This window comes from Brucella pituitosa (assembly GCF_003049685.1).
Taxonomy (GTDB): Bacteria; Pseudomonadota; Alphaproteobacteria; order Rhizobiales; family Rhizobiaceae; genus Brucella; species Brucella pituitosa.
Map to the genome: position 1 here is coordinate 371,359 of NZ_PYSY02000003.1, position 23,536 is coordinate 394,894.

The window sequence follows — 23,536 nt, forward strand, 5'->3', positions numbered from 1 at the left end:
CAAAGCAGGTTAAGCCTGATATGGTTTGCCGTAAGCCTTGCGCAATTCTTCTTTGGCGGCTTCCAGCACTTGTTTGCGCGGTTCCGGCAAGTTTTTGCCAGCGCGGTTGATGTAGAAGGTCAGCATGGACATGGCCGAGCGAAACGGTTCCGCCTTGCGTTTGTGGCTCATACCAGCCGAGCGGTTCAGGGAAGCTGCGATTTCCTTCGGATCATCCTGCTCGAACACATGCGGTTCGATATCTAACGCGTCGCTGTGTTCGGTCACGTCGGCTGACCATTTCTCTGCCTGGACCATATCAAAACTCCTCTGTTGCAAGTTTCGATAACCGCCGAGGGCAGTTCATGTTCCCCTTTCACTGCTCTGCAGCCGTGACCCAGGATTACGCGCAGCTTCGCAAAGCTTCCTGCTCTTGTGGAACAAAGTGTCTGCCAGCTTGTTCGGGGCCATTGTTAATCACCGGGTCTTCGCAATGGAGAAAGTACAATGTTCAATACTGACCCTTCAAACTGCGGGTTGCTCTTTCTCAACAAAGATCGAGTCGGCTCTGGCGAACCGTCAAGGTGTGAAACACGGAACCTCAGGCACGCCCGATGCATGAGCAGTCCAACGCATTTTGACGAGCCCCAATGGCGCGCGCCCGAATGATCTTGAGCATCCCGGTCCGCGTGAAAAGAGACGCGAAAACAACGGTCGAGACTGATCAAACCCTCACAGGAGATGAAGATGCCTGCAAAATCCAAAGCACAGCAACAGGCTGCTGGCGCGGCTTTGGCTGCGAAGCGCGGCGATAAATCAAAAAGCGAGCTCCGTGGAGCATCCAGGGAAATGGCCAAGTCCATGAGCGAGAAAGAGCTCGAAAAAATGTCCTCTACCAAACAGAAGGGAAAGCCGGAGCACAAATCGTAGTCCTGACTGAACGAAAAGGAAATAACGATGATTATCCTGAAGTGGCTTGCCGTCGTCATGTTTGCCGTCGCATTGCCCGGGCTGGGAACCCTGTTCATCACATTGTGCAAGGGCGGCGTCTCTCCGGATAGTCCCAACCAGCCGTCCCGCTCCACGTCGCAGCCCTGACCGGACTAAGCTGACCGTCGCGATTTTTTTGCGCCAGTGCGAAACAAAATTATTGCTGGCGGGTTGGGTGCACCGTTGTCACAATTTTCAGTGGCACGACAAGAACAGTTCGAACCATAAGGAGGAGCCGGAAATGGCCAGCACCAAGCAACGTAATCTTGACGATCTATTCTACGATACGCTCAAGGACATTTATTATGCGGAGCGAAAGATTCTTAAAACGCTTCCCAAAATGTCCCGTGCAGCCATCGATGAAAAGCTCAAGAACGCGTTCGAAAAACACCGGGAACAGACCGAAGGACACGTGGAACGTCTGCAGCAATGCTTCGAGATTCTCGGTAAGCGAGCACAAGGCAAGACCTGTGATGCCATTGAAGGCATTATTGCTGAAGGTGAGGAAATCATCGAAGAGTTTGCGAATAGTCCCGCCCTCGACGCCGGTTTGATATCCTCTGCACAGGCGGTCGAACATTACGAAATCACGCGCTATGGCACATTGAAACGCTGGGCGGAAACCCTCGGCCACAATGATGTGGCGAAACTCCTCGACCAGACCCTACAGGAAGAAGGTCAGACCGATAAGGACCTGACGAAACTCGCCGAGTCCTCTGTCAATCTCCGTGCGCAAGCCGCCTGATCTCGTGCTTTTCAAGACCGGTAGCGAGGTGATGACATGGAAAGTGCCCTATTCCGGGGTGATCCTACGCGAAAAATTCGTGTCGTTTGCCAGTCTTCCGACAGTCCTCACAAAGTAGCCAGCGTGGAAGCGTTGGCTGCACGCCTATGTTCGTTGACCGGCAGGCACTTACTGCCCACCCTGCAAAGCTTTGACGAGAACAATGGAACGTTTTTCGTGCCGACTTTTGCTCTGGTCCGCCAGGATGGGCACCCCCAAATGAGCATTGAGAACCTCTACGGCGGCATCGTTCATCACGGTTTTATGGCAACGAAACTGGTTACCCATCCACACTGGCACGACGATGACAATTTGCCGGAAGGTTGGGCAGGAAACTTTGCAGCTTGGTTGCAGGGTTGTGTCCTGCCCGGCTTTTCGGTCTTTTCACATGGCCATGCACTGGATGCCGCTGGTACCCTGCTGAAAAAGCACAAGGTCCGGTTCAAAAATCCCTATGCGTCCGGCGGCAAAGACCAGATCGTCATAGAAACCGTTCGCGCCCTCGACGGATTTCTGGAAACTGTGTCTGATCGCGAAATTGCAAACGGGCTCGTCATCGAAGAGCATGTTGAAAACTCCACCACATATTCCGTCGGACTGGTCCAGATTGAAAACCACATTGGAAGCTATCTTGGCCGTCAATATACTTCTCAGGACAATGACGGGAGTGCGGTTTATGCGGGTAGCCGTTTGCGTATGGTGCGCGGCGGCTGGGACGCACTGCTTCGTCAACTCCACTCGCCCGTTGCGCACAGGATCGTTGAGAATGCCAGACGCTACGATGAAGCTGCCCGGCAACATCTTGGACTGGTTGCGTCGCGCAGAAACTACGATGTTCTTGTCGGGCCGATCACGGAAAATGGCGTCCGCTGCGGCGTGTTGGAACAGTCATGGCGTGTGGGAGGCGCTTCACCCGCCGAAATCCTTGCGATGGAAAAACTGATGCAGGACGAGAGCATTACCGCCGTGCAGGCCTTCCTGCGCGAGAGCCGCGAACAAGCGCCAACGTTCCGGGACGACGATTTCATCGTCTATTCCGGTGAGGACGATTTCGGACAGCCCCTGCATAAATATGCGCGAATTGAGAAAATCTATCATGATCCGTAACCTCACCGCTGTCAGCGTCGACCAGTACGAACTGGCCGCGACTGTCATCTCTCCAGATACCACCATCCCCGGACGTTCTGTTTTTGCACGGTTGGGCCGGTAGCCAGGGACGCGATATCGAATGAGCAAATACGATATCCTCGCTCGGTTGTGTTTGTCTTACCTTCGACCTGCGCGGTCACGGGGAATTGCTGTCCAGCAACAAAACCGTAACGTGCGGTGAAAATCTTGACGATGCCATCGCTGCATATGACCGGCTGGCCACTGACCGAGTTTCGGCCCGTCCGCTGGCTGGTATTTAGAGCCCCGGCACTTTATCGTGACCAGCTTTGGCAAGTCCCTAAAGCAAGGCTCGACCACAGTGACCTGCAATCATATCGTTCGACACTCGTAAATTTTGATGTCAACCGCGCACTTCGACAGGCCCGAGAATTTCATGGCGATGTACTGCTGGTCGAGTGCGAGCACGATATCATCGTCCCCCACCCGACGGTCGCGAGTTATCAAACTGCCTTCATCAATTCTCAATCGTTGACGTTCAGATGTTAGGTGGTGCGGATCACGCACTTACCGAAGGCCTTCATCGAAAGGCCTACAATCAGCTTTTGGCCCGCTGGATCAAAGAGATGGTTCTCGGTGCACGCTAACGGAACATTGTACCGGTTCGTTGGTTTGGACAGTCCCCCAGAAACAAGGGAGCCAACGATGAAACGGTCTACTCAATATCTCGCAGGGGCAGCGTTTCTGCTGCTCATACCAGCGGCGTTCGCCCAAACCACCCCTACTGAAGAGCCTCAAACTCCCGCAGTCACCACGCCCGGAGAGAAAAATCCGAAGGCGCCGGTACCGGGGCAAAACAGTTTTACCGAGGATCAGGCAAAGGAACGCCTGACCGAAGAGGGTTTCACCAACATCATGAATCTACAGCTCGGTGAAGATGGCGTTTGGCGCGCCGATGCTGCGCGCGACGGTCAGCCCGTCAAGGTTCTTCTCGATTTTCAAGGAAACATCACCACGCAGTGACCGGCTGAGATCGGAAACCGAAACAGGAGATGAAAATGGCTTACATCACAGCTCTATTCGACAACCACGACGAAGCGGTCGACGCTGTTCGCGCGCTTGAAGAAGCAAGGATCCCCGCCGAGAATATCAGTTTGATCTCGAATAACACAGAGGGCCGATATGCAGGCGAAGCTCTAAAGGACCAACAGAGTACCGTCACAGGCGCAGAAACTGGTGCCGGTCTCGGTGCAGTTGCTGGTGGGGGCGCAGGATTGTTGACCGGGCTGGGCCTGCTTTCCATCCCAGGCGTCGGCCCGGTCGTGGCCGGTGGTTGGCTGACCGCCACGCTTGTCGGGCTCATCGGTGGCGCTACGGCTGGCGGTGTCGCCGGTGGTATTGTGGGTGCACTTGTTGAAACCGGCGTACCGGAAGAAGAGGCGCAGGCCTATAGCGAAGCCATTCGTCGGGGCAGCACTCTGGTTGCCGTTCGTTGCGATGAGACAGAGCGAGAGAAGGTCGAAGCTATTCTCGATGACTGGGCACGGGTCAATATCGGTCAAAGACGCGATGCTTATATCGAAGAAGGATGGGAGCATTTCAATGCGTCGGACGATCCCTACACTGCAGACGAAATTGAACGTGAACGCCAGCGCTGGGGCTAGGTGGATTGATAGATGAAAGAGGTAGATCCACGCAATGCCCGACAGGGTTTGAATGGACGGCGTATTCTCACAATACTCATTTGCAGCCTCATACTGGCGATGATTGTCTGGGGCGCAGTTGAATTTTATGGAAAAATGCGTCCCGGTCGCGGTTTCATGGATGACAATAGCAAGCCGCCCGTATCCACGGAATCCCAGACGCCGCCTTCGGCCTCAGGTCAGCAATAACAGCCCGGCAATCACGCGTCCCCAACATAGCCTTGAACAAGTCTGCGTGGAAGCGCGGACTTGTCGACGTTGCTAACACTATCGAAATACAACAGAGACTGTTTCAGCGAAGGGCCTGCCTCAACGAAATCGGTATTAAACGCGAGCGATGCTACATCACCGATGCGGTAAAACATTTTCGGCACACCCACCACGGCAAAAGACGCCTTCACCAACGTTCTTCAACCCGCAATATCTAAGCTTGTCGCCGGTGGCTTCAGCCGTAAACTGAGTTTCAACGCGAGTGCTCGATGTTTCTCAAGGAGTTGACCAAAGTCGCGGAGTTCGAACGCGCCGCCGAAACGTGAAGTTTATTACAGTCCTTTTACCGGAACATCATTCATTCTCTCTGGTTAGGTTGATGTCACGCGCGACAAATTCCACTCCCAACAATCAATGGTCTGAAACCACTGAAAGGAAAGAGAATGGCACAGAACCACACGCAAGGTGGCACACACGAACAACACGTGAAAGCCGGCCAGCAGAGCCACAAGAAAGATGGCAAGCATGCAAGCAGCGGAGGCGGCGACAAGCAACAGCAGACCTCTTCGCGTGGGGGAACCCATGAACAGCATGTAAAGGCAGGCCAACAGAGCCATAAGAATTCGTAATTCAAAGGGGCGGCCTTGTGCCGCCCCACCCTCAAACCGGACTTTTGTTCGGAAAGGCTAAGACGATGTCTTTCAAGCCAAATCCAGACTACATGCTGGAGCCGGAGCATCTCGTTGAGATGATACCGGCTTTGCGCGCGTTTTCCCGTACATTTTACCGTCAGAAAGAAGATGCTGAGGATCTTGTTCAGGAAACATTGATGAAAGCGCTGGCCAATCGGGAAAAATACATTCCCTATTCCCCGCTGAAATCGTGGCTTCTTACAATTATGCGCAACACGTTCTGCACGCGTATTCGTATTCAAAAACGTGAGGCACCGGGCGCAAGCGAGTGCGTTTCAGCCATAGTTTCGGTCAAAGCTTCACAAGAGCTGACGCTCGAGGCACACGACGTGCAAACAGCAATTGAAACTTTGCCTCACACATATCGCCGCGTTCTGGCTCTAGTGGTGCTGGAAGGTAAAAGTTATGAACGCACAGCTAAGCTTTGCGATTGCTCGATCGGAACGGTGAAAAGCCGCCTGCACCGCGCCCGCCATAAACTTCACGACATCGTGGACGGAGTCTAGATGGCGTTATCCAGGCATCGGCTCCCGCGAAATCGTGTTGTGGTTCATGATATGAAATCAGCACGAGACATCTTGCCATTTGATTTCAGACATGGCCAACTGCTTGTAATGATTAGATCAAACGATGATACTATGCGTTTATTCTCAGGAAAACGTATTTTGGTTTTTGAGGATGGTTTTCTGCTTTCAGAGGAAGCAAGAGCCCGTCTGGCGAAGGCTGGCACTATCGTGCTCGGTCCCGTAAGCACTGCCAATCAGGCGCTGGATTATGTGAAAAATAAAGCAGTCGATGCCGTTATTATGGATGTCGCTCTGGAGCCGGAAGCGGTGCTTCCGCTCATCGCGGAACTGGAACAGAGCGCCATACCGTTCATATTCGCACTTTCGGATAATCCAAGACTGGACAGCCAGCGTTATGCCGGATTTGTGCTCAGCGCTCGTCATAAGGACCTTTTCACGATAGCGGAAGCACTGTTCCTGCCCCGTAACACGGAACAATAGCAGGCCGATATCGAGAATTTGTTGTTTTTTATTGTGAAGCTTTGGAACGCTGGGAACATGCCGGGCATTTCGCCGTTAGGCAACGGGCGAAAAACAAGGATAAGCCAAAATGGAAAGCCAATATCCCAAGCCACCGTTCGAAACACAACACCAATTAATGCCTGGCATAACGGCAAAGATGAATCCAAAACCGGATCACGGGGAAACCTCCTATAAAGGCTCGAGAAAACTGATAGGGATGAAGGCAGTCATCACCGGAGGAGACAGCGGTATTGGTCGTGCGGTTGCGATTGCATTTGCACGGGAAGGCGCGGATATCCTGATTGCTTATCTGGAAGAGGATGACGACGCACTGGAAACTAAAGCGCTTATCGAGAAAGACGGTCGAAAAGCCGTTTTGGTGAAATGCGATATCCAGCAAGCCCAAACTTGTCGAGACCTGATTGATCGTGCAGTAAGCGAACTGGGCGGCATTGATATTCTGGTGAACAACGCGGCTCATCAGGCAAGTTTCTCCGAACTCGATGATATTAGCGACGAAGAATGGGAGCTGACATTTCGCGTCAATATTCATGCGATGTTTTTTCTGACAAAAGCAGCGCTTCCTCATATGAACCCCGGCGCAACCATCATCAATACGGCTTCCATCAATTCGGATATGCCGAATCCAACCCTTTTGGCCTATGCGACGACAAAGGGAGCGATCCAAAATTTCACCGCTGGCCTGGCCCAGCTTCTTGCGGAAAAGGGAATCCGCGCCAATGCGGTCGCGCCCGGCCCGGTTTGGACCCCACTCATACCGTCGACCCTTCCTGAGGACGCGGTACGGAATTTTGGCAAACAGACGCCAATGAAAAGACCGGCCCAACCAGCAGAGCTTGCTTCCGCGTATGTCATGCTGGCCGACCCGCTATCAAGTTACACTTCGGGTGCGACCATCGCTGTTACCGGCGGCAGGCCAATTCTTTGAGGAAAGCGCCCGCACTGAGCGAGCGTTTAGTTGGAAGGATTGGTCTGCAAAGAATGTGGCGGTGGTTGCGTGCCTGCGTGGTCGTCGGTGGCTTGATAGAGAAGAGAGCCAACTACCAGAAACAAAATCACGCCGATGATCAATGGAAGAAACGTTTTCATTTGTCTGGTACCCGCTGTATGTAATGCCGGTCCTCCTCATTATCGTCGTTTTTCAAGTGGTTTATTTCCTTTTTCGCCTTCACCTTTTCGAACGCTCTTTCGGACGGTTTCGATGAATTTTTAAGGTGTTTCGACACTTGGGTCGCGATTTGGTCAGCCATGTCGTTCTCCTTTTCTCATTTGCTCCTAACCGACATGGCAGTCCGCTGTTCCCGACAAAGGAGATTATTTGTTCTCATCAGTGCAAAGCGATGCAATCAGACTTATCAATTGCGGCTCTTCCACCAACAGACCTGCTTCTTCAGGTGAAAGCCACTTGCGCTGACGCTGCTTGTATTCCCGCCATTGCGCCTTTTCATGTTGAACATGCGAGGGATAGACGCTCACCTTGATCGGAATGAACACTCTCTTCAGACGCTTCCAATAAAGATAGTGGCCTATCGTGCAGCGGGCGAACTTTCCTTCAATTCCGGCTTCTTCCTGGGCCTCAGTGCGCGCAGCCTCTGCCAAACTACGCTTTTTCATTGGCCAGCCTTTCGGTAAATTTCGGTCACTGGAATACGTTTCGCAAATTCCCGAAACCCGTCAGTCTGCTTGCGGTCAGAGAGAGGTTAGAAGCGGCGGCCAGTGTCGCAAAAGTTCATCAAGTAAGTCGGACTTTTACACCCGGTTATTGCGACAGAAATTCCCGCGAGAAATCAAAGTCAGCGCGCCCTGATGCAAAACGGAGGATTTTAAAGACAAATTAGCCGCATACCGAACGGAGTCCGGTGATCGAACGGGCGACAAAAATTCCATCAAATGCCGGGACCACACACCTAATTTTGCGGCGAACGGAGTAGGCAGAACTCTTCGCCCCGGAAGCGAAGTGCAATATAGCTACATTGGTTCATATGATCGATCAGACAGGATTGCTCTGGTGCTGCCATTTCTTCCATCGTGCAACGCTCTTGCGCACATACCTTACTATAAATCTGACCGGTGGGAACATACGCGACGAAAAGCGAGGTCTTCGGTCCCTTCGGGTTGAGGGTTTCATATGCGGCTGTTAACCTCTCGAAAGCCGCAACATCTTCCCCCACAGGGTCACGGTCGATCCCCATCTCGCCAACCTCGCCGACCATTTTCATGTAGCGCAGATGTTCTGATTGAGAACAAACTAGTCGATCAGCCTTCGCGGGGACAGAATACGCCAAGACAATGGTGCTGAGGATAACCGCCAACTTCCGCATCATTTCGCGTTCCGTCTGTGCTTGAGGGCCGTATAAACTTTTTGGTTTTGCTATCAATTTCCTGTCTTTCTTGGCGCATCAATCCCCAAAATCTGCGACAACTCCAGTCATCTTAGCGCCCGCTTCAAAGAAAGTCATTCATAACGATGAACGACCGCTATGTAGCTCGAAACCTGACCAGGGAAGACCTTTAAGCTGGCCGAAAATGGTGAGGCGGACAGGTATGGAGGGAGAGGGGGGGAGACAAATTTCGTGGCGGTTTGTGATGGTCGGAGAGAGGCTCCGGCCAGGCCGCCACGGAGAAATGACATGGCACAGGCCAATCAGAAAATATCGCTCAACACGGGACGGGAAATCCCCTTTAATAAACTGGTTCTCAGCCTGCAAAACGTCCGCAAGACCGAGGCGGGCGTCTCGATTGAAGAACTGGCGGACGACATTGCCAACCGCGGGCTTTTGACTAGCCTTAACGTGCGTGCGGAACTTGACGCTGATGGCAAGGAGACCGGCATCTATCGCATTCCAGCAGGCGGACGCCGTTACCGCGCTCTGGAATTACTGGTCAGTCAGAAGAAGCTCTCGAAGACGGTAGGCATTCCCTGCATTGTCAGCAGTGGTGAAACTCTTGAGGTAGAAGACTCTCTTGCCGAAAACTTCAACCGCGTTGAGCTTCACCCGCTCGATGAGTTTCGGGCAATTCTGGATTTACGCGAACAGGGACTGGATGAAGAAGAAATCGCCGCCCGTTTTCATATGTCTGTTGCAACGGTGAAGCAGCGACTGCGGCTGGCGTCAGTTTCGTCCCGGCTTCTGGAACTTTATGCCAATGACGAAATGAAGCTTGGCCAGATCATGGCGTTTTTGATCACCAATGATCATGCGCGTCAGGAGCAGGTCTGGGACACGGTCTCGCGATCTCATAATCAGGAGCCGTATTATATTCGGCGATTGCTAACGGAAACTGCGGTTCGAGCAACGGACCGCAGAACGCTTTATGTCGGGGTTGACGCCTATGAGGTTGCTGGCGGTGTCACGATGCGTGATCTCTTTCAGCAGGATGAAGGTGGCTGGCTTCAGGATCCGGCATTATTGGAACAGCTCGTATTCGAAAAGCTGAAAATTGACGCTGAAGCGTTAAAGACGGCGGAAGGCTGGAAATGGGTGGATGCCGGTATCGACTTTCCATATGGCCACACGTCCGGCCTGCGGCGGTTTTATGGGCGCCAGCCCGAAATGACGGAAGACGAGCTTACCCGTTTTGATCAGTTAAAAGCCGAATATGATCGGCTTGATGCGGAATACGCACAAGCAGAAGAATATTCTCAAGCAACCGAAACCCGCCTGGAAGAGCTTGGCCTTGAACTTGATGCTCTCAACGACCGGCCTTACCTGTTCGACCCGGCAGAAGTCGCATATGGCGGGGCCTTCATCTCCATTGATGTGAATGGCGAACTGAAAATTGAACGTGGATTTGTTCGCCCGGAAGATGAACCTGTCGCAGAGAATGACGGTGCCAGAACTGATGATCCCGATAATGCCGGAGACGGTGATGACGATAACGCAATGTCATCGACCCATCGTGGTATTACGGTCAACGTTCAGCCTGCCGGTGGTGATGAGTTGGATGAAGAAGATGAGCAGATCCGCCCGCTTTCCGAGCGACTTATCGAAGACCTGACCGCAGAACGCACGGTTGCCCTTCGCAATGCGCTGGCCAACAACCCCCTTGTGGCCTTTATTGCCGCCTTGCATGCCTTCGTTCTCAGGGCTTTTTACCGTTCTAGTGCGGATAGCTGTCTTGAGGTCGCCATGCAAAACACGACGTTCGGTCAGACATCCGGTATCGGTGAGACAGTCTGGGTCAAGGAGATCGAACAGCGGCAGGAGGCCTGGGGGCAGGACCTGCCTGAGAATGCCGAAGAACTCTGGGATTATCTGGTTGCCCTTGATGATGCGAGCCGCATGGCGCTGTTTGCCCATTGTGTCTCCTTGTCGCTGAATGCCAGCATTCAGTCATGGAACCGCCGGGCACGAGAGAACGCACATGCCATTGTGCTGGCCAATTCTCTGGGCTTTAGGATGGTTGATGCAGGCTGGGTTCCGACGGCCGACAACTACCTTGGCAGAGTGACAAAAGCTCATATCCTTCAGGCAGTTCGTGACGCGAAAGGTGAACGGTCTGCGCAACTCATTGACCACCTGAAGAAAGCGGATATGTCTCGTGAAGCTGCCCGATTGCTTGAAGGCAGTGGCTGGCTCCCGGAAGTGCTGCGGTTTCCATTGGATGAACTGGCAATGGATACCGGTGACGACAAAGCAGCAAGCACTGTCGTTGACGATAACGCGTCTGACGATGCGGCTCTCGAACTGCCCGCATTTTTGATGGATGACACGCAGTCCAGTGATGGAACGCTGGAGACAGCCGAATAGCAATCTCCCATCAACTATCCGCATCCCAACCAAGGTCCGGTGCATAGTCGGGCTTTGTTTTATCCAACGTAGCCAGCCTGGATTGGAGGTTCCAGGTCTGTGTGGAGGAGAAATTGGGCCGGGGAAGGGGGATCGGGCGATTGCGAGAGGATATCGCCCGGCTTGAACCAATTTCCTCTCTGGAGAAAGACCAATGACCGTTTATGAGCTTGTGCGCCCAGATGCTTCCGTCGTTTCCGATGCGCGTCGTGCGCAATTTCTGCCCGGCCTGTTTGGACATTCATTCCTGATTATCGCAGAAAGCACTGTCTACAATATCATGCAGCGGCTCAGCCCACTCGATTATAATGGCGGCTTTTGGGATTTCTACGAGCACGAGGGTCAGCCGCTTTACATGGCGCCTAAATCCGAGAACCGTTTTCGGATCACTGGCGATATGACCGGGTTTCAGGGGGAAATATCGGCCGATGCTGCCGGTATCATCGCAACATTGTTTGCCTTTTCCCATCTGTTGTTTCGCTATCAATCCGATCAGCTCTGTGATGGCTATAGCCGTCTCTATGCCTATGCCGCCTATCATCCGGAAGCCGCAGAGATTTTTCAGGCAATAGACTGAAACTTCAGCCTGCGTCGGTTTTATCGACGTCGGTAACACCCAGCCCATTCACCTCATCAGCCCGGTTGTCGCGCATGACGACCGGGTTTGTCTGTTTCAGGAGATGATTATGAACAGCATGATTCCCAGCCCATCGCCGGTCCCCCCGGTTTTAAAGTCGACATTTCCAGAGGGGAACGGATCGGGCGTGTCTCGTCTGAATGGTTTTCACGCCCCGATGACGAGTGTTATCTCTCGCTTTCCGATCTTTATCGCGCGATCAGTGCACGCACTGAGAATGCTCGTGTGCGAACTGTTGAAAGTTCTGAAATCCGTGTTGATGCGGCTCGCGACAATGCTGAACGCTTGTCGCTGATTGTACCAGGCAATCGGAATCCGATTGCACCGACACATTGGAGCTACGGTCAACTTTGCAATTTGGTCGGGGTGCCCGCAAGCTATATGCGACAACTACCAGCACCGCTGGCAGCGATCAATCTTCAGCACGGTCTTCTTAACCATAGTGCGGAAATGGTCAAAACGCTTGAGATGGATGATGGCCGCATCCAATTACGAGCTGTAACTGGACTGCAATACGGTCGGATCTGGGATAAGGATTTGATCGAGGCGATCATGAATATTGCAGGCAACGGTACCGGAGAAACCCGCTGGAAAATCCCCGGCGTGCTGGACTGGTCGACCATGACCCAGAATCCCTTTGTCGATGTCACCAAGGATACCACAACGCTTTACGCCAGCGACCGCGATGTTTTCGTGTTTCTCTGTGACGATACCCATCCGATTGAAGCGGGTCGTCTGCCAAACGGTGAACCTGATTTGTATTTCCGTGGCTTTTATGCCTGGAACAGCGAGGTCGGATCGAAAACCCTTGGAATTGCGAGCTTTTATCTTCGAGCCGTCTGCTGCAATCGAAATTTGTGGGGCTGCGAGAATTTTGAAGAAATCACTATCCGGCATTCAAAATTCGCGGCCAGGCGTTTTGCTCAAGAAGTGGCTCCCGCACTGAGCCGTTTTGCCAACTCCTCGCCGACGTCTTTCATCGCGGGAATCCGTGCGGCTCGTGAACGCGTTGTTGCGCGCAATGACGAGGATCGCATTGATTTTCTGCGCAAGCGTGGGTTTTCGAAGGCCGAGACCGGCAAAATCATCGAAACGGTGTTCCAGGAAGAAGGCCGCCCTGCAGAGACAATATTCGATTTTGTGCAAGGCATTACCGCACTCGCACGCGGAAAAGCCCATCAGGACGCGCGTCTCGAACTGGAAGGCAAGGCGCGAAAACTGCTTGAAAGTGCGGGCTGATCGCATTGGCTATCATCCGCAATTTGACCTCAATCCTATCACCCGGCCACTCTGTCGGGTTTTCTATATTCTCAAGCGAGATCAATTTCACTTTCAAGATCAATAATCTCTCGCAGATGCAGGCCGGATGAACGCGTACAGCCATGAATCGGCCATTTACGGCATAACTAAGCATCTTCACGCGCATCTGAACACCTTGCCTTTGGCCGGCGGGTAGCCGACAAAAATGGTTGAAAATAGTCAGAACGTGTTTCTTCTCAATTGGCAACAAGGGGCCGGGAACAGACTGTCCGATTTTGCCGGCCATGCATAAAATAGCCGCCATAGAGCGTGACCCACCCCCAAGACCGTTTGCGACCTCATTACAGTCGAAACGGCGGCGTTGCCGCTTCGCCAAAATAGACGTTCGTGTGAGCATGGATGAGGGTTACTTCGCGCCTAGAAACGGGCAAACGAGAAGATTGTCATGCGAATGCTACATACTGAAGTTAGGCCACGTTTATGAGACCCCCTATAGTCCTTCAGTCGCACGACCCAAACTGGGCCGCTTTATTCGAAGCGGAGCGGCTTGCGATGAGAAGCGTAGATCAAGATGGTTCAGGGCAATCCACCACGTCGGCAGCACCTCCATCCCCGGCATTGTCGCAAAGTCGATCATCGACATATTAGTTGCTTTGAAACGAGACGAAGACGGACTGGTATGCGCGGAAGCGATGCGGGGTTTGGGATATGAGTATCGCGGAGACGGTGGCATTCCTGGCCGCCATTATTATCGAAAGGGAGATCCGCATACCCATCATGTGCATATGTGGGTCGAAAGTAACCCCGAATTTGGGAGACATCTGCGCTTTCGCGATTATCTCAGTTCTCATCCAAAAGAAGCGCAAGCATACGAGACACTGAAGCGAGAACTCGCCGAACGCTTCGTATGGGACACCTTTTCGTACGCCACTGCAAAAAACGAATTCTGTCAGCGAATTGATCGTCTGGCGCGGTGTCAAGGCTAAATCAGAGTTAAGCGCGATGGCTGTTCTGGGTCAGAGTTGCCAAGCCAACGTGCAATTGATTGTCCGCTTGTGAAGGTTGTTCTCCAAATGCGGCCTTTCAGCTTTCCACCTCACAACCATCTTTGGAACGTGTGTGGCCGCCGTTGGCAGTTCCCGACCCCATTGCGGTCGCTTCGGGTTCGCTGATGTATTCCTGAAAGCAGACGGTCGACGGTGTTCCTTAGACTGCCTCTAGCTCGATATACCAGCCTTGCCTATTCTTGCCGTTCTAATCGGTTGCAGCGTGGGTACTCATCTTCTATGCCTCATCCAGAGGCCTACTTAATGGTGCGCGATCGCCTCAAGCCCTCCAATAGCGAAACGGTAGAGATGTTCGACAAGATCTTCACGTGGCATACGATGGATCTCATCCGCAAAGGGGGTGACACGTGGTCCGATGACGAGAAGCACTGCGCAGGGAGCCATGACGCTGACCAGACAGCGAAGCAGGGCAGGATCTCCCGCAGGGACTGCGGTAATTTCGCTGAGGATTGATAAAACGAACGGCAGCTTCTCCGGAATGACCGTTTTCTGGAGTGACTGTAAATGGGATGTTGGAGAGAGAATCTCACGACTGAGAACGGTAGCGTGCCAACCTTGGTCGACGAGTGCACTCGCCACCAGACCTTCAATCAGTTTTCTCAGCTTCTCGCGGGCCGATAGATTGGTTGAAGCGAGTTGTTCAAGACTGTCGACGCTCACAAGCCGGTGATGCGCTTCCATCAGCACGGCCTGATAAAGCCCGTCGCGACTTTTGAAGTGATAGTTGATAGAAGCCAGATCCACTTCCGCACGCGCGGCAATCATCTTGTTTGTCGTTTCGGCGAAGCCGGACGATGCGAACAGTTCTCCGGCCACCTCCAGGATGCGGTTGTAGGTTACGCCACCATCGGCGCGTTGCGTGCGTTGTTTTTTTCTCACGGCGTCAAATCAATCATCAAAGTTGTTCTGTTTTCTTCTTGTATTGTAGCCGGTATCCATCATCGCGATCCGGCAATAATTCTGGCTGTTCCTTCAAACGGCGATGACAGGATGCGCCCGGTGGTGTCGAGCAAAAAGACACCAGCATGTCGAACACCGCCAATTGATCTATCTCGCCGTGCGGCTGTGGCATAGCGTGATGCGAACACGACGAAACGATCATGATTGAAGACGTCGCTTGAGGGTAAGGTCGAGATGTCAATGATCTGTGCACCGCTCTGGCGGGCGATCTCCTGTATTTGCGGGTCATCGGCGCTGGCCAGACCGAGGCGCGGCTTGCCTCCCGCCAGCCTGCTCGACACGGCAAGAGCGCGATCGTCCTTCGAAACCAGCACGGTCAGCGGCGGGGACAACCGTCCGACAACAGCCGTCTGTTTGCGGAAGACATCGATGTCGATGTCAGGTGAAGCCAGTCCGACCTGAAGGCGTGCGATGACGTCATTGCGACCTTCCAAACGAAGCTGCCGAAGTGCCTCCATCACCAGCCATCCGCCCATGCTGTGACCGACGACGGCGATCCGACCGCTCGGGTGCGAGCGACTCAGCATGATCAGCAGGCGAACGAGATCGTCGCGCGCATAGGTGGCCGCATCCCGATCAGCGACATAGCCGCGGAAATCTCCCATTGAAGGCCAGGAGAAGAGGACGGGCACAACCCGCGCGTCGGCGCTCAGCTGGGCAAGTCTGAACACCGCTTCTTGATAGCTGGAGTTGTAGCCATGGATGAATACGGCGATCATCTCATCGGCTTTGCGCATGCGGCCGACAGACTGTTCGAAGGTCGCTTTATCGAGTTGCCTCCGTCCTGTCGTGATAAAATCTTTTGACGGATCGCTGTTCCGCGAAAGGGCCGCGACACCGTCCTTGCCGCGAGGCGTCGTCCCGACCGGCTGCATCGTGAACTGTTCATAGGTGATGTTTCCGCGCCCGTCACCAAGGACGGATGGCTTCGCCTCTGTCGGAGATCGGTCGGTCGCAGCAAAGACTATAATGCTTTTGGCCCCCTGTTGATTGTTCGCGACAGGATCGAGCGTTTGAGGATCAGGTCGAGCAGAGCATCCGACGAGCGCCGCCATAAGGATCAGGATCGTTCGTTTGCGACAGAATCGGCTGGAACGCGATGCCAAGACGCGCCACGGCAAATTGCCTCTATTATACGACATACATTCTTTTATTTGCCGACACGCAGATACCAACGATCCAACTCCCTACACAGAGGACTCGACAATAGAACTTTGTGTTGTTAAATTCAATTTAAATTTAGTAACTGTCTTGGTTCGCGCGCTAAGTGCACACAACCTGAGAGCCTGTCCCAATGAAGAAAATCCTGATTGCCCTTCTGTTGGTAGCCATTGCTGCCGCTGGCTGGTTCTGGTGGAGCCATCGCACTGCCGGTGACGCCGGTGAACTGGTGCTGCATGGCAATGTCGACATCCGGCAGGTTTCCCTTGCCTTTGACGGCAGTGGCCGGGTTGTCGAATTGCGCGCCGAAGAGGGTGGCAGCGTCAAGGCCGGGCAGGTTATAGGCCTCCTTGATACAAGCACGCTGGAGCTTCAGGCCCGACAAGCGAAAGCGCAGGTTGATGTGCAGATGCAGGCGCTACTGAAGCTTCGCAATGGTTCGCGGCCGGAAGAAATCACACAAGCGAAAGCCCAGCTTGCTTCAGCGGAAGCATCGGCCGCTCTGGCCGAGCAGAGCCTTTCCCGTGTTACCCGTCTTCGCAGCAGTGGCACGTCCAGCGTACAGGCTGTCGATCAGGCGCAATCCGAAGCCGCCGCCGCACAAGCCCAGGTGGAGCAACTGCGGGCAGCGCTGCAGCTTGCGGAAGTGGGAGCGCGTGCGGAGGACATCGCCAGCGCCGAGGCGCAGCTTGCGGCATCGGAAGCCAATCTCGCCCTGTTACGTCACCAAATCAATCAGGGTCAGCTTAAGGCTCCTGTGGATGCTGTCGTGCGTTCCCGACTGCGCGAGCCGGGTGACATGGTCACGTCATCGTCGGCCATCTTTGCGCTGGCATTGACAGAGCCCAAATGGATTCGTGTCTACGTAAGCGAACCGGACCTCGGCAAGATCAGGCCCGGCATGGTGGCGCGGATATTCACCGACAGCCATCCTGACCAGCCCATCGCCGGTAGGGTGGGCTACATCTCGTCGGTGGCTGAGTTCACGCCGAAATCGGTGCAGACGGAAGAGCTGCGGACCAGCCTCGTCTACGAAGTCCGCGTTGTCGTCGAAGATGCTGGTGATGTGCTTCGTCTCGGCCAGCCTGTTACTGCCCGTCTGTCGGCCGGAATAGCGCAATGAATGTTGCCGAAGCGACAGTCGTCGCCAAAGATTTGCGCAAGTCTTTCGAGGGGCCTGACGGCAACAGGTTTCTAGCCGTCGACGACATCTCGATTACGGTGCGCGCTGGCGAACTGACCGCGCTCGTTGGACCCGATGGCGCAGGCAAGACAACACTGATGCGCATGATTGCCGGGTTGCTGAAGCCGAATGCCGGTTCGCTTTCCGTGCTCGGCATCGACGTCGCCGCTGATCCGCAATCGGTGCAGGACCGCATCAGCTACATGCCGCAGCGCTTCGGTCTCTACGATGATCTGAGCGTACAGGAAAATCTTGACCTCTATGCCGACCTGCACGGTGTTCCGCAGGAGGAACGCAAGGAGCGCTTTACCCGTATGCTGAAGATGACCGATATGGCGCGTTTCACTGAACGTCCTGCCGGGAAGCTGTCAGGAGGCATGAAGCAGAAGCTGGGGCTTGCCTGTACGCTGGTACGCTCTCCTGATCTGTTGCTTCTGGACGAGCCGAGCGTCGGCGTTGATCCTTTGTCGCGGCGCGACTTGTGGAAAATCGTTCAGCAACTCGTCGACGACGAGAAGCTCAGTGTGATCATCAGCACAGCCTATATGGACGAGGCCGAGCGCTGCGCGCAGGTCTTCGTTATGAACAAGGGCAAACTGCTGGCAGAAGGTCCTCCTGCCAGCCTGCAAAGTCGGGCGAGGGGATTGACCTTCACTGCTGCTCCACCTGGCGGTATGCCGGCGCGCGAGCTTCAAGCCCGGTTGATCGACGCGCCCGGCCTTATTATCGATGCCGTGCCAAAGGGCGGCAATGTCAGTTTCATCTGCCAGAAGGAGGCCGATGAGGTGCAACTCAAGGCGCTTTTGCACGACGTTTCTGTTGAGCCGCGTGAGGAAGAGTTGGAAGACGCGTTCATGATGATGCTGCGCCAGCACGAACATGAGGAGGGCGAGGCAGCAGCGAAGTCAGCGCCCGAAACCGTCGCGGAGAATCATCGGCGGCGCGACGGGGACAAGCCTGTCATCATCGTGCGCGATCTCGTATGCAAGTTCGGCGACTTCACTGCCGTGGCCAGTACTTCCTTTGATGTTGCCCAGGGCGAAATCTTTGGGCTGCTCGGTCCCAATGGGGCAGGCAAGACGACGACCTTCCGCATGCTGTGCGGGCTCTTACCAGCTACGAGCGGCCATCTGGAGGTGGCGGGACTCAACCTGCGTACCGCTCGCGCCGAAGCGCGTGGCCGTATTGGCTATGTGTCCCAGAAATTTGCACTCTACGGTAACCTCTCCGTTCGGGAGAACCTTGAGTTTTTCGGTGGAGCCTATGGTTTGCTGGGCAAAGTGCTGCGTAATCGCATCGCCGCTTCACTGGAACAGTTCGATCTCGACCCCGCCGCGCAGAGCGGCATCCTTCCGGCGGGCTACAAGCAGCGGCTGGCCATGGCGACCGGGCTCCTGCACGAGCCGGATATTCTCTTCCTTGACGAGCCTACGAGCGGCATTGACCCGCTTGCCCGCCGCATTTTCTGGCGCACAATTACCTCGCTTGCCAAAGGTGGCGTAACGATCATCATCACAACCCATTTCATGGAAGAAGCCGAATATTGCGACCGCATTGCCATCCAGGACGCGGGCGAGATGCTGGCGCTTGGCACACCGAGAGAGGTCAGGAAACAGGCCGGAGATGAAAAGGTGGATATGAATAGCGCCTTTATCGCCATCGTCGAACAGGGCCGCGCCGCACGCGACCAGAAGCAGGCTGCCGCATGAGCGCTTCCGGCTTCATTCCCCGTCTCATCGCGCTGACGCGCAAGGAAACCCGGCAGATGCTGCGTGATCGTAGCAATCTGGTCGTTGGGTTGCTTCTGCCAGTGGTCCTCGTCCTGCTATTTGGCTACGGCCTTTCCTTCGACGTGAAAAATGCCCGCGTCACAATTGTGCTGGAAGACAGCTCCCCGACAGCGCGCAACATTGTGGCGGGTCTGCGAGGTTCTCCTTATCTGGCGCCAACCTGGACAACCTCGATGGCCGAGGCCGAGAAAATGATCCGCGCTGGCGAGACTGACGCCATCCTGCGCGTGCCGGGTGATTTCTCCAGGAATCTCGCCGCTGGCGACGGACAGTTGCAGCTTCTGCTCAACGGCGTCGATTCCAGCACGGCTTCAGCCATCGAGGGCTATGTCGGCGGTGCTCTCGCCGTTCCGATACAGCAGCAGGCCGATCGCGCTGGCAATAAGTCTGCCAGCACTGCCAGCATCACCATCGTGCAGCGCATGTGGTTCAACGAGGCCGGAGAGAGCACCTGGTATCTGGTGCCCGGGCTGATCGTGCTGGTCATGACGCTGATCGGCGCTTTTCTCACCTCGTTGCTCATCGCTCGCGAGTGGGAGCGCGGCACGCTGGAATCGCTCTTCGTCACGCCGGTCAGGCCGCTGGAGCTCGTATTATCGAAGCTCGCACCCTATATCGTCATTGGCGGCATTGATCTCATCATGTGCCTGCTCGCCGCGAAATACCTCTTCCAGGTGCCGATGCGCGGCTCGCTCTGGGTCATCGTCATCTCGTCGCTTCTGTACCTGCTGGTGTCGCTGGCATTGGGCCTCTACATCTCGGCGGTCACCCGCAACCAGTTCGCCGCCAGCCAGATGGCGCTGCTCGCAAGTTTTATGCCCGCCATGATGCTGTCGGGCTTCGTCTTCGATCTGCGCAACATGCCAGTGGTCATCCAGGTCATCAGTCAGCTCCTGCCGGCGACCCACTTCATGGGACTGATCAAAACACTGTTCATGGCCGGTGACTATTGGCCGGATGTTCTGAAAAGCTGCGCCATCCTAGCGCTCTACGCAATTGTGCTGATCGTGCTGACGCGCCGGTCACTCGCCAAAAACCTGGACTGACATAATGGCCAGACTGATCGTCTATATCGCCCAGATGTTGTCGCTGATCCGCAAGGAGATACTGGCACTTGTCAAGGATCCGGCGTCCCGGGCACTGCTGTTCATGCCTGCCATTATGCAGGCACTTCTGTTCGGCTATGGCGCGACCTACGATCTCAATTATGCGCCTTATGCTGTTCTCGACCAGAGTCGCGGGGCGGCATCAAAGGAGTTGCTGGCACGGCTTGATGGAACGGGGGTGTTCGTCCGGACTGCAACACTCACGTCATCCGATCAAATCGCGGCACAGATCGACAGCGGTGATGCGTTGCTTATGATCAGTATCCCTTCCGATTTCGAGACACGCCTTGCTGCTGAGCAGGAGGCTCCATTGCAGCTCATCCTCGACGGCCGCAACTCTTCCACCGCCAGTCTCGCATCCGCTTATATCAGCTCGATTGTCACTGCTTATAACGGAACGCTGGGCATCTCGGCCCCGGTTACTATCGAGCGCCGCGCGTGGTTCAATCCGAATCTTGAATCCCGCTGGAACATGATGCCAGCACTGATCGCCGCACTCAGCATGATGCAAACGCTCTTGTTGGCAGCGCTCTCCGTTGCGCGCGAACGCGAGCAAGGTACGTTCGACCAGTTGCTGGTGACGCCGCTCACGCCGCTTCAGATTCTCATCGGTAAGGCGCTGCCTGCCATGTTCGTCGGCATCCTCCAGTCGACCCTTATCTTCCTGATTATCCTGTTCTGGTTCCAGATACCGTTGAACGGATCGGTCTGGCTGCTCTATCTCGGGCTTGCCTTGTTCACGCTGGCCTCTGTCGGCGTCGGTCTGTCGATCTCGGCCGTGTCGCTGACCATGCAACAGGCTATGCTCTATACGTTCATGCTCATCATGCCGCTGATGCTGCTGTCCGGTCTGCTGACACCGGTGCGCAACATGCCAGCAGTTCTCCAGATCATCACCTATGTAAACCCGCTGCGGTTCGGCGTCGATCTCGTGCGCAGGGTCTATCTTGAGGGCGCGACGTTCGCGGATGTGGCGTTCAATTTTGTGCCACTGCTTGCCGTCGCAGCCGTCACCCTGCCGCTTGCTGCATGGTTATTCCGCAACCGCTTGGCGTGAGCTGAAACCCAAAAAAATCAACAAAGAGTCTCCAATCATGCAACTTAGTTCCTCATCCCTATTAATGAATGTGCTTTACCTGGCAGGAGCCGCAGCGTCGGTTTACTTGGCATACAACTGGTCGCGCCTACCCGTGCTGAGGCGCATGTTGTTCCTGCAATTCATCTTCATCCTCCTGCACACGATCGAAGAGTTGCGTTGGCCGGGCGGTTTCGTGGAGATGGTCAGCGACAAGCTCCACTTCACCCTTGCCAGCCATCAGCTCGGTGACGTGGTACTGGCGAGCCTGATTCTCATCATGTTCCTACCGCCTCTTCTGCTGCCGCGGCTGAAATTTCTGGCGATGGTGCCCATGGTGCTTGGGGTGTTGGAGTTCGTAACGCACACCGCAGCCATCTGGATGTTCGACCGTCCAATGCCCTATACACCGGGACTTGTGACAGCGACGCTGCTGCTAATGCCCGTGGGCGTCTATTCGATCACTTATGCCGTGCGCCAGCACTTGCTGCGCCCCGTTTCCTGGTTGCTTGTGCCGCTATACATGCTTGTCAGCGTGCTCGTAGCTCAGATGGTCGTCGTCAGCTCAAGCGGCATGGACTACCGGCAATTCCTGAACAACGCCAAGGGTGCGCTGCTCGGTGGCTGAGGGTAGACCGTGATCAGCCTTTTCATCGCAATGAGCGGAAACGGCTAAGGTGCCAACGTCAGCTCGCTCTGCGAGATCGCCCAAAACCTGCTTGTCCGTTTTCCACTCCCAAGTGGTCAGTCCGGGTTCAGTTACCGCCCAAGAGATTGCTGACACGGTGCACGATTGGCATCTACGGCCGTTTCCGACCCTCGTTTCGTCCATACCGCGCGCTAATCTGTCACTGGTAACACCAGATAACAGCTTCCAAGCCAAGCAAGCCGCGTTCGGGTCCTCCGTATCTCCTCTATGGGGAGAGTTCTGTTGATACAGTGCCGGCTCAGCTACAAAACATCTCTGCTTTATAGAAGCCCCTCAAGGCCCTTCGTGAGAAAAGCCACTAAAGTGGTATTGATGGGGTTGTATGCATTGACGATCCGGCGTCATCATTGACCAGTGCGAGTTCGTGCGTCGCTGTCGAAGAATCGCTGCGGGCAAAGCCAATTTTATCATAAAACGCGCTACCAGCAGCGGTATCGGTGAAAAGTCTGACCGAGTGAAAATGGCCTCTCCCGCTTTTTACAAGCGCTCGTACAACCGCTGTGGCCAGTCCGTTTCTACGATCTGATCTGCGGACATATAGGTGGCGCAACCGCCCGATTTCTGGATCATTCATATGGTGGTCAATACTCAGGCCCCCAACAGCAGCGAGTTCCTCGCCCCTGAAAGCTCCAATAAGGACTTCGCCTGCTGCGTCAAAACGATTCACACCGCTTTCCCACTCAGTGCAAAGCCGCTCCATAAACCTAAATCCGTCCGCTGCGGCTTCCTCGCAGAGCAGATCAAAGCCCACCGGAAGTTCAGCAATCGGGATAATTCGTGCCGACTGAGTCTTTTTTTCCAACATGGCTCAATCTTATGTCTGGTTGGGTACGCCAAGCAAGCGGCGAGGAAGGGCCCCTTTTCATGTCGTGCTTGCCAAAGGGTACCCATAATGGTCGTTAGCAGCAAAAAAACGGAATGACCGCTTTGGAGTGCATGTGAATTGTACGGCAATGTCTGGAATAAGGCGCGTTACTGACCAGCAACATTCGACTTAATTCCCGCCGTTCAGGACACTCCTTTGAAATCCCAAAAGCTGACGTCGCGAAAAAGACAATTGGGCGACCAATTTGGGTGGAACGCCGCATTCCTCTCGTGTCAGCGAGCCACGGCACGTCAGCAACGGTATCGCCTTCAACGATGTCGCCGGCCGCGATGCGCACGTCCGCATCCGGGATGTCGGCCGGAAAAACGCGGTCGATCAGCATGTTCCGGGCGTCATGCGGGCTGGCCAATTCTCACGAGACAGCGGACAAATATGAGCGCCCTACAACCTCGCGGCTG

29 protein-coding genes are annotated in these 23,536 nt (G+C 54.7%); 20 read left to right on the forward strand and 9 right to left on the reverse strand.

Going from position 1 to position 23,536, the window contains the following annotated elements; genetic code table 11:
• Positions 1–9: 9 nt before the first annotated feature.
• The gene (locus C9380_RS22045; RefSeq protein WP_128094680.1) at positions 10–297 is read right to left on the reverse strand and encodes a DUF3175 domain-containing protein; all 288 of its coding nucleotides are present in this window, start codon (positions 295–297) and stop codon (positions 10–12) included.
• Positions 298–726: 429 nt separating this feature from the next.
• Here C9380_RS22045 and C9380_RS22050 point away from each other — a divergent pair, with 429 nt between their 5' ends.
• From C9380_RS22050 to C9380_RS22080, 7 genes are all read left to right on the forward strand, one after another.
• Complete coding sequence (locus C9380_RS22050; protein ID WP_128094681.1) at positions 727–909, forward strand: DUF3008 family protein; 183 nt, start codon at positions 727–729, stop codon at positions 907–909.
• Between the two features lie 27 nt (positions 910–936).
• Positions 937–1,077 (forward strand): hypothetical protein, encoded by a 141-nt coding sequence (locus C9380_RS26960; RefSeq protein ID WP_164844714.1) that lies wholly within the window; start codon positions 937–939, stop codon positions 1,075–1,077.
• A 133-nt stretch (positions 1,078–1,210) separates the two neighbouring features.
• On the forward strand, positions 1,211–1,714 hold the full coding sequence (locus tag C9380_RS22055) for a YciE/YciF ferroxidase family protein (protein WP_128094682.1): 504 nt from the start codon (positions 1,211–1,213) through the stop codon (positions 1,712–1,714).
• 36 nt (positions 1,715–1,750) lie between these two features.
• Positions 1,751–2,860 carry a DUF3182 family protein gene (locus tag C9380_RS22060; protein WP_128094683.1) on the forward strand — a complete coding sequence of 370 codons (1,110 nt, stop codon included), beginning with the start codon at positions 1,751–1,753 and terminating at the stop codon, positions 2,858–2,860.
• A 705-nt stretch (positions 2,861–3,565) separates the two neighbouring features.
• Entirely contained in the window at positions 3,566–3,883 is a 318-nt protein-coding gene (locus C9380_RS22070; protein WP_128094684.1) for a PepSY domain-containing protein, read from the forward strand.
• A gap of 35 nt (positions 3,884–3,918) precedes the next feature.
• Positions 3,919–4,524, forward strand: coding sequence for a hypothetical protein (locus C9380_RS22075; protein ID WP_128094685.1), 606 nt, complete (start codon positions 3,919–3,921; stop codon positions 4,522–4,524).
• Positions 4,525–4,536: 12 nt separating this feature from the next.
• Complete coding sequence (locus tag C9380_RS22080; RefSeq protein WP_128094686.1) at positions 4,537–4,752, forward strand: hypothetical protein; 216 nt, start codon at positions 4,537–4,539, stop codon at positions 4,750–4,752.
• An 11-nt stretch (positions 4,753–4,763) separates the two neighbouring features.
• On the opposite strand, the gene C9380_RS26965 is transcribed toward C9380_RS22080, so the two are convergent.
• Entirely contained in the window at positions 4,764–4,964 is a 201-nt protein-coding gene (locus tag C9380_RS26965) for a hypothetical protein (protein WP_164844715.1), read from the reverse strand.
• Positions 4,965–5,216: 252 nt separating this feature from the next.
• Between C9380_RS26965 and C9380_RS22090 the strand changes: the two genes are divergently transcribed.
• The 4 genes from C9380_RS22090 to C9380_RS22105 all read left to right on the forward strand — a co-directional run bounded on the left by C9380_RS22090 (position 5,217) and on the right by C9380_RS22105 (position 7,442).
• Positions 5,217–5,402, forward strand: coding sequence for a hypothetical protein (locus C9380_RS22090; RefSeq protein WP_128094687.1), 186 nt, complete (start codon positions 5,217–5,219; stop codon positions 5,400–5,402).
• A 65-nt stretch (positions 5,403–5,467) separates the two neighbouring features.
• Complete coding sequence (locus C9380_RS22095) at positions 5,468–5,971, forward strand: sigma-70 family RNA polymerase sigma factor (RefSeq protein ID WP_128094688.1); 504 nt, start codon at positions 5,468–5,470, stop codon at positions 5,969–5,971.
• A gap of 159 nt (positions 5,972–6,130) precedes the next feature.
• Positions 6,131–6,472, forward strand: a complete 342-nt coding sequence (locus C9380_RS22100) for a response regulator (RefSeq protein ID WP_252869828.1) — start codon at positions 6,131–6,133, stop codon at positions 6,470–6,472.
• Positions 6,473–6,581: 109 nt separating this feature from the next.
• Positions 6,582–7,442, forward strand: coding sequence for an SDR family oxidoreductase (locus C9380_RS22105; RefSeq protein ID WP_128094690.1), 861 nt, complete (start codon positions 6,582–6,584; stop codon positions 7,440–7,442).
• Positions 7,443–7,468: 26 nt separating this feature from the next.
• Here the strand turns inward: C9380_RS22105 and C9380_RS28365 are convergent, their stop codons facing one another.
• The 3 genes from C9380_RS28365 to C9380_RS22115 form a co-directional block, all read right to left on the reverse strand.
• On the reverse strand, positions 7,469–7,603 hold the full coding sequence (locus tag C9380_RS28365) for a hypothetical protein (protein ID WP_282183935.1): 135 nt from the start codon (positions 7,601–7,603) through the stop codon (positions 7,469–7,471).
• 225 nt (positions 7,604–7,828) lie between these two features.
• Complete coding sequence (locus tag C9380_RS22110) at positions 7,829–8,128, reverse strand: NUDIX hydrolase (protein ID WP_128094691.1); 300 nt, start codon at positions 8,126–8,128, stop codon at positions 7,829–7,831.
• Positions 8,129–8,421: 293 nt separating this feature from the next.
• Positions 8,422–8,838 carry a hypothetical protein gene (locus C9380_RS22115; RefSeq protein ID WP_128094692.1) on the reverse strand — a complete coding sequence of 139 codons (417 nt, stop codon included), beginning with the start codon at positions 8,836–8,838 and terminating at the stop codon, positions 8,422–8,424.
• A gap of 306 nt (positions 8,839–9,144) precedes the next feature.
• Between C9380_RS22115 and C9380_RS22120 the strand changes: the two genes are divergently transcribed.
• From C9380_RS22120 to C9380_RS28585, 4 genes are all read left to right on the forward strand, one after another.
• On the forward strand, positions 9,145–11,265 hold the full coding sequence (locus C9380_RS22120) for a ParB/RepB/Spo0J family partition protein (protein WP_128094693.1): 2,121 nt from the start codon (positions 9,145–9,147) through the stop codon (positions 11,263–11,265).
• A 193-nt stretch (positions 11,266–11,458) separates the two neighbouring features.
• Positions 11,459–11,881 carry an antirestriction protein gene (locus C9380_RS22125; protein WP_128094694.1) on the forward strand — a complete coding sequence of 141 codons (423 nt, stop codon included), beginning with the start codon at positions 11,459–11,461 and terminating at the stop codon, positions 11,879–11,881.
• Positions 11,882–12,013: 132 nt separating this feature from the next.
• Positions 12,014–13,180 (forward strand): DUF932 domain-containing protein, encoded by a 1,167-nt coding sequence (locus C9380_RS22130; protein ID WP_128094841.1) that lies wholly within the window; start codon positions 12,014–12,016, stop codon positions 13,178–13,180.
• Positions 13,181–13,596: 416 nt separating this feature from the next.
• Positions 13,597–14,187, forward strand: coding sequence for a GrpB family protein (locus tag C9380_RS28585; protein WP_164844716.1), 591 nt, complete (start codon positions 13,597–13,599; stop codon positions 14,185–14,187).
• A 321-nt stretch (positions 14,188–14,508) separates the two neighbouring features.
• On the opposite strand, the gene C9380_RS22140 is transcribed toward C9380_RS28585, so the two are convergent.
• Together C9380_RS22140 and C9380_RS22145 are read right to left on the reverse strand one after the other, a co-directional pair.
• On the reverse strand, positions 14,509–15,147 hold the full coding sequence (locus C9380_RS22140) for a TetR/AcrR family transcriptional regulator (protein ID WP_128094696.1): 639 nt from the start codon (positions 15,145–15,147) through the stop codon (positions 14,509–14,511).
• A gap of 59 nt (positions 15,148–15,206) precedes the next feature.
• Entirely contained in the window at positions 15,207–16,283 is a 1,077-nt protein-coding gene (locus C9380_RS22145; protein ID WP_164844717.1) for an alpha/beta hydrolase, read from the reverse strand.
• A 239-nt stretch (positions 16,284–16,522) separates the two neighbouring features.
• Between C9380_RS22145 and C9380_RS22150 the strand changes: the two genes are divergently transcribed.
• From C9380_RS22150 to C9380_RS22170, 5 genes are read left to right on the forward strand one after another with little or no spacing between them, the layout of a single operon-like run.
• Complete coding sequence (locus tag C9380_RS22150) at positions 16,523–17,512, forward strand: HlyD family secretion protein (RefSeq protein ID WP_128094698.1); 990 nt, start codon at positions 16,523–16,525, stop codon at positions 17,510–17,512.
• Positions 17,509–19,281 carry an ATP-binding cassette domain-containing protein gene (locus tag C9380_RS22155; RefSeq protein WP_128094699.1) on the forward strand — a complete coding sequence of 591 codons (1,773 nt, stop codon included), beginning with the start codon at positions 17,509–17,511 and terminating at the stop codon, positions 19,279–19,281. The genes C9380_RS22150 and C9380_RS22155 overlap by 4 nt, the downstream gene beginning before the upstream one ends.
• The gene (locus C9380_RS22160; RefSeq protein WP_128094700.1) at positions 19,278–20,408 is read left to right on the forward strand and encodes an ABC transporter permease; all 1,131 of its coding nucleotides are present in this window, start codon (positions 19,278–19,280) and stop codon (positions 20,406–20,408) included. The genes C9380_RS22155 and C9380_RS22160 overlap by 4 nt, the downstream gene beginning before the upstream one ends.
• Positions 20,409–20,412: 4 nt before the next feature.
• Positions 20,413–21,525, forward strand: a complete 1,113-nt coding sequence (locus C9380_RS22165) for an ABC transporter permease (protein WP_128094701.1) — start codon at positions 20,413–20,415, stop codon at positions 21,523–21,525.
• 37 nt (positions 21,526–21,562) lie between these two features.
• Positions 21,563–22,171, forward strand: coding sequence for an HXXEE domain-containing protein (locus C9380_RS22170; RefSeq protein WP_164844718.1), 609 nt, complete (start codon positions 21,563–21,565; stop codon positions 22,169–22,171).
• A gap of 379 nt (positions 22,172–22,550) precedes the next feature.
• Here C9380_RS22170 and C9380_RS22175 read toward each other — a convergent pair whose 3' ends face one another.
• Positions 22,551–23,057 carry a GNAT family N-acetyltransferase gene (locus C9380_RS22175; RefSeq protein ID WP_128094703.1) on the reverse strand — a complete coding sequence of 169 codons (507 nt, stop codon included), beginning with the start codon at positions 23,055–23,057 and terminating at the stop codon, positions 22,551–22,553.
• Positions 23,058–23,151: 94 nt separating this feature from the next.
• A complete protein-coding gene (locus C9380_RS22180; RefSeq protein ID WP_128094704.1) occupies positions 23,152–23,460 on the reverse strand; it encodes a hypothetical protein in 309 nt (102 codons plus the stop codon).
• Positions 23,461–23,536: the final 76 nt, after the last annotated feature.

Bases quoted from the DNA above. Each gene is read 5' to 3' on its own strand.
- C9380_RS22045 (WP_128094680.1), bottom strand. From the start codon at position 297: ATGGTCCAGGCAGAGAAATGGTCAGCCGACGTGACCGAACACAGCGAC.
- C9380_RS22050 (WP_128094681.1), top strand. From the start codon at position 727: ATGCCTGCAAAATCCAAAGCACAGCAACAGGCTGCTGGCGCGGCTTTG.
- C9380_RS26960 (WP_164844714.1), top strand. From the start codon at position 937: ATGATTATCCTGAAGTGGCTTGCCGTCGTCATGTTTGCCGTCGCATTG.
- C9380_RS22055 (WP_128094682.1), top strand. From the start codon at position 1,211: ATGGCCAGCACCAAGCAACGTAATCTTGACGATCTATTCTACGATACG.
- C9380_RS22060 (WP_128094683.1), top strand. From the start codon at position 1,751: ATGGAAAGTGCCCTATTCCGGGGTGATCCTACGCGAAAAATTCGTGTC.
- C9380_RS22070 (WP_128094684.1), top strand. From the start codon at position 3,566: ATGAAACGGTCTACTCAATATCTCGCAGGGGCAGCGTTTCTGCTGCTC.
- C9380_RS22075 (WP_128094685.1), top strand. From the start codon at position 3,919: ATGGCTTACATCACAGCTCTATTCGACAACCACGACGAAGCGGTCGAC.
- C9380_RS22080 (WP_128094686.1), top strand. From the start codon at position 4,537: ATGAAAGAGGTAGATCCACGCAATGCCCGACAGGGTTTGAATGGACGG.
- C9380_RS22090 (WP_128094687.1), top strand. From the start codon at position 5,217: ATGGCACAGAACCACACGCAAGGTGGCACACACGAACAACACGTGAAA.
- C9380_RS22095 (WP_128094688.1), top strand. From the start codon at position 5,468: ATGTCTTTCAAGCCAAATCCAGACTACATGCTGGAGCCGGAGCATCTC.
- C9380_RS22105 (WP_128094690.1), top strand. From the start codon at position 6,582: ATGGAAAGCCAATATCCCAAGCCACCGTTCGAAACACAACACCAATTA.
- C9380_RS28365 (WP_282183935.1), bottom strand. From the start codon at position 7,603: ATGAAAACGTTTCTTCCATTGATCATCGGCGTGATTTTGTTTCTGGTA.
- C9380_RS22110 (WP_128094691.1), bottom strand. From the start codon at position 8,128: ATGAAAAAGCGTAGTTTGGCAGAGGCTGCGCGCACTGAGGCCCAGGAA.
- C9380_RS22115 (WP_128094692.1), bottom strand. From the start codon at position 8,838: ATGATGCGGAAGTTGGCGGTTATCCTCAGCACCATTGTCTTGGCGTAT.
- C9380_RS22120 (WP_128094693.1), top strand. From the start codon at position 9,145: ATGGCACAGGCCAATCAGAAAATATCGCTCAACACGGGACGGGAAATC.
- C9380_RS22125 (WP_128094694.1), top strand. From the start codon at position 11,459: ATGACCGTTTATGAGCTTGTGCGCCCAGATGCTTCCGTCGTTTCCGAT.
- C9380_RS28585 (WP_164844716.1), top strand. From the start codon at position 13,597: ATGGATGAGGGTTACTTCGCGCCTAGAAACGGGCAAACGAGAAGATTG.
- C9380_RS22145 (WP_164844717.1), bottom strand. From the start codon at position 16,283: ATGGCGGCGCTCGTCGGATGCTCTGCTCGACCTGATCCTCAAACGCTC.
- C9380_RS22150 (WP_128094698.1), top strand. From the start codon at position 16,523: ATGAAGAAAATCCTGATTGCCCTTCTGTTGGTAGCCATTGCTGCCGCT.
- C9380_RS22155 (WP_128094699.1), top strand. From the start codon at position 17,509: ATGAATGTTGCCGAAGCGACAGTCGTCGCCAAAGATTTGCGCAAGTCT.
- C9380_RS22160 (WP_128094700.1), top strand. From the start codon at position 19,278: ATGAGCGCTTCCGGCTTCATTCCCCGTCTCATCGCGCTGACGCGCAAG.
- C9380_RS22165 (WP_128094701.1), top strand. From the start codon at position 20,413: ATGGCCAGACTGATCGTCTATATCGCCCAGATGTTGTCGCTGATCCGC.
- C9380_RS22170 (WP_164844718.1), top strand. From the start codon at position 21,563: ATGCAACTTAGTTCCTCATCCCTATTAATGAATGTGCTTTACCTGGCA.
- C9380_RS22175 (WP_128094703.1), bottom strand. From the start codon at position 23,057: ATGTTGGAAAAAAAGACTCAGTCGGCACGAATTATCCCGATTGCTGAA.
- C9380_RS22180 (WP_128094704.1), bottom strand. From the start codon at position 23,460: ATGCTGATCGACCGCGTTTTTCCGGCCGACATCCCGGATGCGGACGTG.